The following is an 8,945-nucleotide window of genomic DNA, read 5'->3' on the forward strand; positions in this document are numbered from 1 at the left end:
TGTAAATAATTATATACTATATATTCACTTTAAATTTAAAACAATGATTGGAAGTATCGCTGCACTTGGTGCAGGTTTAGCAGTAATTGGTGCCGGTATCGGTATCGGTCAAATTGGTGGTAAAGCCTGTGAAGGTATTGCCCGTCAGCCAGAAGCTGCTTCAAAAATCCAAACTGCAATGATCATCGCTGCCGCACTTGTTGAAGGTGTTGCTTTGTTTGCTGTGGTTGTTTCTTTCTTAGGCTTGAAATAATATTTCATCCCTTTAAGAGGATTAAAAAATTAACCGTACCCGTAGCGATTGGCTGCGGGAACGGTTATTAAAATTGATTTTTTAAAATATATACATCATATAATAATGAATCCATTAGTTACCCCCGATATTGGTTTAGTGTTTTGGACAACGGTATCATTTGCCGTACTGTTTTTCTTACTTGCCAAATTTGCCTGGAAACCTATTATGGGTGCCCTTGATGAGCGTGAGCGTTTTATTGAAGATGCGCTTTCAAAAGCCGAGGCTGCTAAAGAAGAGATGAGCCGCTTAACCAGCGAGAACGAAACTCTGCTTAAACAAGCCCGTATTGAGCGCGACGCAATTTTACAGGAAGCTAAAAAGGTTAAAGACCAGATCATAGGCGAGGCTAAAGATGCCGCGCATAAAGAAGGTGCACGCCAGATTGAACTTGCCCGTATCGAGATAAACAATCAAAAAGCCATTGCTATGGCTGATGTTAAAAACCAGGTTGCAGCTTTATCATTAGAAATCGCTGAGAAAGTATTGCGTAAGCAATTTGAAGACCAGGGCAAACAGGATGCATTGGTTGCCGACCTGTTAAAAGAAGTGAAATTATAATATAGACATGAGAGATATTAGATAGGAGACGTGAGACAGAAAATAGTCTCAAATCTCAGATCTCAAGTCTCAAATCTCAAAAAAGATGTCAGAAATAACAGTAGCATTAAGATACGCGAAAGCATTAATTGACCTTGCGCAGGAGCAAAACGCCCTTGAAGCGGTTAAGAATGATATGGATCTGTTTTTGCATACGCTGAAAGCCAATCCGGAACTGAAGGCTGTTTTAAGCAACCCTATTATATCGCACACCAAAAAGGTACATATACTGGCTGATGTTTTTGGCACCAGGGTTAGCAAGGTAAGCATCGCGTTTTTTAACATAATGGTTAACAAAGGCCGTGGCGAAGTATTATATACTACCGCGCACGAGTTTATTGGGCTGTATGATGTAAAGAACCATATTACTAATGCTAAGGTTGTTACAGCCGCTCCATTATCTGCCGAGAACAAAAAGAAAATGCTTGATGATGTACAGCAGGCAATTGGCGGTACTGTTAAGCTTGCTGATAAAGTTGACCCATCATTAATTGGTGGCTTTGTGCTTACTATTGGCGACAGGCAGGTTGATACCAGCATTGCCAGTAGCTTAAAGCGTATGAAAAAGGAATTTGCGCAAATCGCGATCAAATAATATTAAATTAAAACTCTAAAATAAATTCAAAAAATGGTAGAGGTAAGACCAGACGAAGTATCAGCAATTTTGCGTCAGCAATTAGCAGGCTTTAAGTCAGAATCTGAATTAGAAGAAGTGGGTACTGTACTCCAGGTGGGTGATGGTATTGCACGTGTTTACGGGCTAACTAAAGTACAATCAGGTGAGCTGGTTGAATTTGATAACGGTTTGCAAGGTATCGTATTGAACCTTGAAGAAGATAACGTAGGTGTGGTATTGTTAGGAAGATCTGACGATATTAAGGAAGGTGACAATGTAAAACGTACCAACCGTATTGCATCGATCAACGTAGGCGAAGGCATGCTTGGCCGTGTTGTAGATACTTTGGGTAACCCAATTGATGGTAAAGGCCCAATATTAGGCCAAACTTACGAAATGCCTTTAGAGCGTAAAGCTCCGGGTGTTATCTATCGCCAGCCGGTAACCGAGCCATTACAAACTGGTATCAAAGCTATCGACGCGATGATCCCTATTGGCCGTGGCCAGCGTGAGTTGGTTATTGGTGACCGCCAAACCGGTAAAACTGCTGTTTGTATTGATACCATTATTAACCAAAAAGAATTTTACGATGCCGGTAACCCGGTATACTGTATATATGTAGCTTGCGGCCAAAAAGCCTCAACTGTTGCAAATATTGTACGCACACTTGAAGAGAACGGTGCTATGCCTTACTCAATAGTTGTTGCGGCAAGTGCTGCAGACTCTGCTACAATGCAATTCTTCTCTCCGTTTGCAGGTGCTGCAATTGGCGAGTACTTCCGCGATACTGGTCGCCCTGCATTGATCGTTTATGATGATCTTTCTAAACAGGCGGTTGCTTATCGTGAAGTATCATTATTACTACGCCGCCCACCGGGCCGTGAGGCTTACCCTGGTGACGTATTTTACCTGCACAGCCGTTTATTAGAGCGTGCTGCAAAAGTGAACGCTAACGATAATATCGCGCAGCAAATGAATGACCTTCCTGAGTCTATCAGGCACCTCGTTAAAGGTGGCGGTTCATTAACAGCATTGCCTATTATCGAAACCCAGGCGGGTGACGTATCAGCATATATCCCAACCAACGTAATCTCGATTACCGATGGCCAGATATTCCTGGAGTCTAACTTATTCCTTGCAGGTATCCGTCCGGCTATTAACGTAGGGATTTCGGTATCACGTGTGGGTGGTAACGCGCAGATCAAATCAATGAAGAAAGTTGCGGGTACTTTAAAGCTTGACCAGGCCCAGTACCGCGAGCTTGAAGCATTCTCTAAATTCGGTTCGGATTTAGATGCTTCAACCAAAAACGTAATTGATAAAGGTGCGCGTAACGTTGAGATCCTTAAACAAGGCCAATATTCGCCGGTAACGGTAGAAAAACAGGTAGCTATTATTTACCTGGGTACTAAAAACCTGATGCGTAACGTACCGATTGGCAAGATCAGAGAATTTGAAGCCGAATATACCAACCAATTAGAGCAACGCCACCCAGAAGTGCTGGCAGCCCTTAAAGCAGGTAAATTTGATGATCAGTTAACCGGCGTATTGGAAACAGTAGCTAAAGAACTGGCAGGTAAGTACTAATATGCAAATGTGCGGATTTCAGATGTGCAGATGATTTGCACATCTGAAACCTAAACATAAATAAATAAACTCGTGTGGTGCTGCAATTTGCACATCTGCACATTTGAAATTTGCACATCTTAAAGAATGGCTAATTTAAAAGAAGTAAGAAACAGGATAGTATCCGTAAGCTCAACACAGCAAATAACCAAGGCCATGAAAATGGTTTCGGCAGCTAAGCTGAAAAGGGCAACCAATGCTATTGTACAATTACGCCCTTATGCCAACAAATTGAAAGATCTGTTGGCCAATCTATCGGCAAGCCTTGAAGATGGTGATTCACCGTTTTTACAAGACCGCGAACCGGTACGTGTATTAATTGTTGTTGTATCATCAAACCGTGGTTTGGCAGGCGCTTTTAATGCGAATGTTATTAAAATGGCCAATAACCTCATAGCTGAGAAATATAGCAAGCAGTTAAGTGCCGGTAACGTATCTATTGTTGCTATAGGTAAAAAAAGCCAGGAGTTTTATCAGCGCCGTAAGTACAATGTTATTGGTAACAATAATGACCTGTACCTTGACCTGAACTTCATCAATGCTTCAAAAATTACTGAAGGGATAATGCAGGGCTTTTTAAATGGTGAATACGACCGTGTTGAAATAGTTTATAACCATTTCCGTAATGCTGCCGTTCAGTTCCAGGTGACAGAGCAGTTATTGCCTGTTCCAAAGACAGCAATTAAAGCCACCGCTACAACTAAAGATGAACCTAAAGCAATGCAGGTTGATTATATATTGGAACCTTCAAAAGAGGAGATAGTAGAGCAATTGATTCCTAAGAATATTAAAATACAGTTATATCATGCAGTGTTAGATTCGCATGCATCTGAGCATGGCGCACGTATGACCGCAATGGATAAAGCAACTGAAAATGCAGGCGACCTGTTGAAAGCCCTAAAACTTTCATACAACCAGGCACGCCAGGCCGCCATCACTACCGAGCTTACCGAGATAGTAAGTGGTGCAGCAGCATTAGGCGGTTGATAATGATTCGATAAACTCACCATGACAAAATTGTCAGTCTGAGCTTGTCGAAGACATACCGATACTAAGAAAGGCTTTCCAATTTGGAAAGCCTTTCTTGTTTAAAGCCACATGTACCCGGGTCCCAATCTACACCTTGCGATGATCCTACCAATACAGTTATAGCTGTAATAATGTAAAGGCTAATAAAGACGTATAAAATATATGTCGCTTTGCTATTATTCATGCACAAGGTTTAGCGCTTTAAATATAAAACGCTTTATTCATAACACATGCATTTATACAACAAAGGCTTCCCAATTTGGAAAGCCTTTGTTGTATAATTATAATCAATATGGGAGATACTATATCGCCGGGTTCTCCGAATAGCTCTTCCATAACTCTTGCACGGTTTTACCTGTTAGTTTAGTCCATGATTCAGCCATGTAGGTATGATTGCGCATCATGCTATCTAATTTTTTAACGGTTCCTTTTTTAACCTTTGTTTCTACCCACACTAAAAAGCGTGCGGTTATGCGGTAGGCGTTATCATAGTTTTGGGTTGATTTATAATCTGGCAGGCGCCATTTAGCCGCATCGTTGGCTACGCCGTGCTCATTACGTACATAGTCGGCAATGCCTTCTGTTAACCAGCCTGGTCCGTCAAAACTGCCATAATCCTGGGTAATGTGCATTACTTCGTGGGTAACCACATCAATATCATTAGGATGTTTGGTCATGTAAGAGGGACTAAAAACCACGCGGCCATTATCTGTAGCGGCCACACCATGGTAAGCCGTATCAATAAAGAAAACCACCTGTTTCAAACTCTTCTTATTGTATTCCTTCACGATTTTTGGATAAACGATAAAAAAGGTACTGATCAATTTCTCTTTGATAGCGTTATCAAAATGCTCATCATTACCGGATACGATAAGCGTGTAGCCGTTTTTCTTTAAAGTATCGATGCCGGCAGAAAATGCTGTTTGGCAGATTAAGCTGAGTAATAGTATGGTTAATATGGTGTGTTTTTTCATGCTGCAAAAATAGCTTAAATGCGTAATTGCAGGCATTATAACCGTAAAAAGCCTGATACAAAATTATTTTTCGGCAATTTCCTTTAAGGCATCAAGCGCTTTTGGCCAGCTTTGCATTAAATAATCCATTATGCCCTTGTCCATATTTAGCCCATTCAAGTCAACTACAAGCAAGGTTTTATTACCATCGGGTGTTAATGTATAATTTTCAAAAGCACCTGCAATTTTCTTTGCGTTCTCACTCGTAAAATCTTCAACGCCATTAACAAGTTCGCCCAACATTTTAAATGACATATGTTCATATGGGATATTCCGGGCTATAATAGAAATCATGCCACGATCCTCGCGATCTGTAAATAAAACCTTGCTGCCTTCCTGCCAATCGGTTATAGCTTTCGATCCTTCGCAAAAAGGGGCTGTCCATTTCGGATAAGTGGTTTCGCCCCAAAGTGCTTCCCAAACCTTTTTGCGGGGTGCGTTGATGGTGATCTTAAATTGCTCTTTCATAATGGTTAGTTTTTATATTACAAAGATGTATGATTAATCTATTATTCAGGGGGTGCAAACGCGACGAGTTGCAAGGTGTTTCGGGACAAGTTTTAGCTGATTATCAATAATTAATAAAATAAACTTGCATTTATATAAGTACTTATATAAATTGCATTATGAATTTGTACCAAAGTTTAGGATACCTGGTTTTAGGCAGCCGCCTTAGGCGGATGAGCGAAACCTTTTTGGCCGAAATAAACCGTATTTATCAAAACGAAGGTATCGAGTTTGATGCCAGTTGGTTCCCTGTGTTTTATCTGCTTTCAAAAAACGATTCCCTTTCTATAAAAGAATTGAGCGAGCAAACAGAGGTATCACACCCGGCAGCAAGTCAGTTGATAACAAACCTAAAAAACCGTAAGCTGGTAGAAACTACCGTTTGTGCAGATGATGGTCGCAGGCAGTTGGTGCAGTTTACAGATAAAGGCCGCGAACTGCTGAAACAGATCCTTCCTGTTTGGGATGCCATAAGCGCCAGCATGAATGAGCTGGAGGCAACAGATATAAAGATAGCCGAGATCCTTCCTGCCATTTCCGCTTTAGAAAATTCATTCCGTGCGTATAACTTATCCGGAAAGGTTGGCGAAAAATTAAATCCAATACCAAATGAAAAACTTTAATTACGGTATTGACCACCTTACTATAGGCATTTGCCTGGATATTGCAGCCGGCAAAGTAAAGGGTGTTATTAACGATAAAGCCGCGGCTGGTATCAATACCTCGTGGAAGGAGGTGGAAAAGATAGTCCACGCGCAACTGCCGGTTTATGGCATAAATACAGGTTTTGGCCCGCTTTGCGATACCCGCATCTCTGAAAAAGATACCAGCCTATTGCAAAGCAACATTCTTAAAAGTCACAGCGTGGGGGTAGGCAAACCTATCCCGCAGGAAATAGCAAAGCTGATGCTGATCACCAAAGTGCATGCCTTGGCTCAGGGTTACTCAGGTATTGTCCCGCAAACTTTAGAACGCATCATCTGGCATATCGATAATGATATTATTCCGGTTGTGCCCGAAAAAGGTTCGGTTGGTGCATCTGGTGATCTGGCGCCGCTGTCACATTTGTTCCTGCCGTTAATAGGTTTGGGTTATGTGAATATTGGTGATGAAAAACACCCTGCGGGAGAGATCTTAAAAGAGCATAATTTACAGCCATTGGTTTTAGGCCCTAAAGAAGGCCTTGCCCTTATCAATGGCACTCAATTTATATTGGCCTTTGCTATAAAAGCGGTGGAGCGTTTAAATAATGCGTTGAACCTTGCCGACCTTGTCGGCGCCATGTCGTTGGAGGGGTTAATGGGCTCCTCCCGTCCGTTTGATGCAAGGTTACATGCCATTCGCCCTTTTAAAGGAACAAAGCACGTGGCGAAGCGCTTAGCTGCTTTGCTGGAAGGATCGGTGATAGGTAGCTCACATATAGGTTGCGATAGGGTACAAGACCCATACTCGTTGCGTTGTATGCCGCAGGTGCATGGTGCATCCCGTAATGCCTGGCTGCACTTAAAAGAGCTGACCGAAATTGAATTGAATTCCGTTACCGATAACCCAATTATTTTTAATGCCGACGATACGATAAGCGGCGGTAACTTCCATGGGCAGCCGCTGGCTTTACCATTGGATTACGCCACCGTAGCCGCCGCCGAGTTAGGTAATATTGCCGACCGCCGCTGTTACCTCATGAGCGAAGGCCGTTATGGCTTGCCAAAATTACTGACGGAACATGCCGGCCTCAACTCCGGCCTGATGATACCGCAATACACCACGGCCGCTTTAGTTACCGAAAACAAAACCATGTGTTTCCCGGCCAGTGCCGATAGCGTACCAACTTCATTAGGGCAGGAAGATCATGTTTCTATGGGTTCTATCAGCGGGCGAAAACTGCATATGGTGCTGGATAATATTGAATATATACAGGCTATCGAACTGCTTTATGCCTCGCAGGCTCTTGAATTCAGGAGACCGTTACAGTCTGCCCCGGTAATTGAAAGCTGCCATGAACTGGTAAGGCAGCATGTGCCCTTTATTAAAGAAGACAGGGTTTTTGCTGAAGATATAAACGCTTTACATCAATTAATTATAAGCGGCCAGTTTCTGTCTACCGCGACGGAAACTGCCGAAAAACATAACATCAATATAAGTGACGATGACGAATTCGGAATTTATTAATACCTACGCTAAGCACCCGGTGTATTATGCGCCGGTGGGTAACCAGCTGCATGCCAAAAGCTGGCAAACAGAAGCGCCATTGCGCATGCTGCTAAACAACCTTAACGGTCAGGTTGCCGAAAACCCCGACGAGTTAGTGGTATATGGCGGCATTGGCCAGGCAGCCCGTAACCCGGAATCGCTAAGGAAAATAATAGAGCTTTTGCTGGAGCTGGATGAGGATCATTCACTTTTGGTGCAGTCGGGTAAGCCGGTGGGGATTATCCGTAGCCATCCGCAGGCACCAAGGGTTTTAATAGCCAACAGTAACCTGGTACCTGCATGGGCAACCTGGGAACATTTCAATAAACTGCGTGCCGATGGCCTGATGATGTACGGGCAGATGACCGCAGGCAGCTGGATCTATATAGGTACACAAGGCATTTTGCAGGGCACCTACGAAACCTTTGTGGAAGCAGGCCGCCAGCATTTTAATAATAACCTTACAGGGAAACTAATTGTAAGTGCCGGTATTGGCGGTATGGGTGGCGCGCAGCCACTGGCCGCGACTATGGCAGGTGCTGTATTTTTAGGTGCCGATGTAGATGTTACCCGCATCCAAAAACGAATTGATAGTAAATATATAGATAGGCTTACCCACTCTTACGAGGAAGCCATTAGCTGGGTACAGGATGCCATGGCAAAAGGCGAAACTTTATCGGTTGGGTTAGTGAGCGATGCTGGTGATATGCTGGAAAGATTAATTGCCGATGGTATTGTACCCGATATGGTTACCGACCAAACTTCGGCACATGACCCTTTGAATGGTTATATACCAAACGGACTAACGCTACAACAAGCCGCCGAACTACGTAAAGCAGATGCGGAAAAATACAAACGCCTGTCGTTAAAAAGCATGGCACGCCATGTGGGCTTTATGTTGCAGTTGCAAAAGCTTGGCTCGGTAACGTTTGATTATGGCAATAACCTGCGCGAGTTTGCCAAACAGGGCGGTGAGCAAAATGCTTATGATTTCCCGGGATTTACCCCGGCCTTCATCCGTCCATTGTTTTGCGAGGGTAAAGGGCCGTTCAGGTGGGTAGCCCTATCCGGC

The 8,945-nt window shown here is 43.2% G+C and carries 10 protein-coding genes; 8 read left to right on the plus strand and 2 right to left on the minus strand.

The features are described from left to right. Positions 1-43: 43 nt before the first annotated feature. From atpE to atpG, 5 genes are all read left to right on the plus strand, one after another. On the plus strand, positions 44-253 hold the full coding sequence (gene atpE / locus JWQ85_RS19920; protein WP_067062340.1) for an ATP synthase F0 subunit C: 210 nt from the start codon (positions 44-46) through the stop codon (positions 251-253). A 105-nt stretch (positions 254-358) separates the two neighbouring features. Then, on the plus strand, positions 359-853 hold the full coding sequence (gene atpF, locus JWQ85_RS19925) for a F0F1 ATP synthase subunit B (protein WP_299471119.1): 495 nt from the start codon (positions 359-361) through the stop codon (positions 851-853). 85 nt (positions 854-938) lie between these two features. After that, entirely contained in the window at positions 939-1,487 is a 549-nt protein-coding gene (gene atpH / locus JWQ85_RS19930; RefSeq protein WP_299471121.1) for an ATP synthase F1 subunit delta, read from the plus strand. A 33-nt stretch (positions 1,488-1,520) separates the two neighbouring features. Beyond that, entirely contained in the window at positions 1,521-3,095 is a 1,575-nt protein-coding gene (gene atpA / locus JWQ85_RS19935; protein ID WP_299471123.1) for a F0F1 ATP synthase subunit alpha, read from the plus strand. A gap of 126 nt (positions 3,096-3,221) precedes the next feature. Continuing rightward, the gene (gene atpG, locus JWQ85_RS19940) at positions 3,222-4,121 is read left to right on the plus strand and encodes an ATP synthase F1 subunit gamma (RefSeq protein WP_299471125.1); all 900 of its coding nucleotides are present in this window, start codon (positions 3,222-3,224) and stop codon (positions 4,119-4,121) included. A gap of 344 nt (positions 4,122-4,465) precedes the next feature. Here atpG and JWQ85_RS19945 read toward each other — a convergent pair whose 3' ends face one another. Beyond that, complete coding sequence (locus JWQ85_RS19945) at positions 4,466-5,137, minus strand: basic secretory protein-like protein (RefSeq protein ID WP_299471127.1); 672 nt, start codon at positions 5,135-5,137, stop codon at positions 4,466-4,468. 63 nt (positions 5,138-5,200) lie between these two features. Continuing rightward, positions 5,201-5,644, minus strand: a complete 444-nt coding sequence (locus JWQ85_RS19950) for an SRPBCC domain-containing protein (RefSeq protein WP_299471129.1) — start codon at positions 5,642-5,644, stop codon at positions 5,201-5,203. 158 nt (positions 5,645-5,802) lie between these two features. Between JWQ85_RS19950 and JWQ85_RS19955 the strand changes: the two genes are divergently transcribed. The 3 genes from JWQ85_RS19955 to hutU all read left to right on the plus strand — a co-directional run. Continuing rightward, positions 5,803-6,306, plus strand: a complete 504-nt coding sequence (locus JWQ85_RS19955; protein ID WP_299471131.1) for a helix-turn-helix domain-containing protein — start codon at positions 5,803-5,805, stop codon at positions 6,304-6,306. Beyond that, entirely contained in the window at positions 6,293-7,852 is a 1,560-nt protein-coding gene (gene hutH / locus JWQ85_RS19960; RefSeq protein WP_299471133.1) for a histidine ammonia-lyase, read from the plus strand. The genes JWQ85_RS19955 and hutH overlap by 14 nt, the downstream gene beginning before the upstream one ends. Continuing rightward, a partial coding sequence (gene hutU, locus JWQ85_RS19965; protein WP_299471135.1) for a urocanate hydratase occupies positions 7,830-8,945 on the plus strand: 1,116 nt, incomplete at its 3' end. The genes hutH and hutU, both read left to right, overlap by 23 nt.

The sequence above is a fragment of the Mucilaginibacter sp. genome (genome assembly GCF_028288105.1).
GTDB lineage: Bacteria > Bacteroidota > Bacteroidia > Sphingobacteriales > Sphingobacteriaceae > Mucilaginibacter.

Coding starts and splice junctions, on each gene's coding strand:
- atpE (WP_067062340.1), top strand. CDS start 44: ATGATTGGAAGTATCGCTGCACTTGGTGCAGGTTTAGCAGTAATTGGT.
- atpF (WP_299471119.1), top strand. CDS start 359: ATGAATCCATTAGTTACCCCCGATATTGGTTTAGTGTTTTGGACAACG.
- atpH (WP_299471121.1), top strand. CDS start 939: ATGTCAGAAATAACAGTAGCATTAAGATACGCGAAAGCATTAATTGAC.
- atpA (WP_299471123.1), top strand. CDS start 1,521: ATGGTAGAGGTAAGACCAGACGAAGTATCAGCAATTTTGCGTCAGCAA.
- JWQ85_RS19945 (WP_299471127.1), bottom strand. CDS start 5,137: ATGAAAAAACACACCATATTAACCATACTATTACTCAGCTTAATCTGC.
- atpG (WP_299471125.1), top strand. CDS start 3,222: ATGGCTAATTTAAAAGAAGTAAGAAACAGGATAGTATCCGTAAGCTCA.
- JWQ85_RS19950 (WP_299471129.1), bottom strand. CDS start 5,644: ATGAAAGAGCAATTTAAGATCACCATCAACGCACCCCGCAAAAAGGTT.
- hutH (WP_299471133.1), top strand. CDS start 6,293: ATGAAAAACTTTAATTACGGTATTGACCACCTTACTATAGGCATTTGC.
- JWQ85_RS19955 (WP_299471131.1), top strand. CDS start 5,803: ATGAATTTGTACCAAAGTTTAGGATACCTGGTTTTAGGCAGCCGCCTT.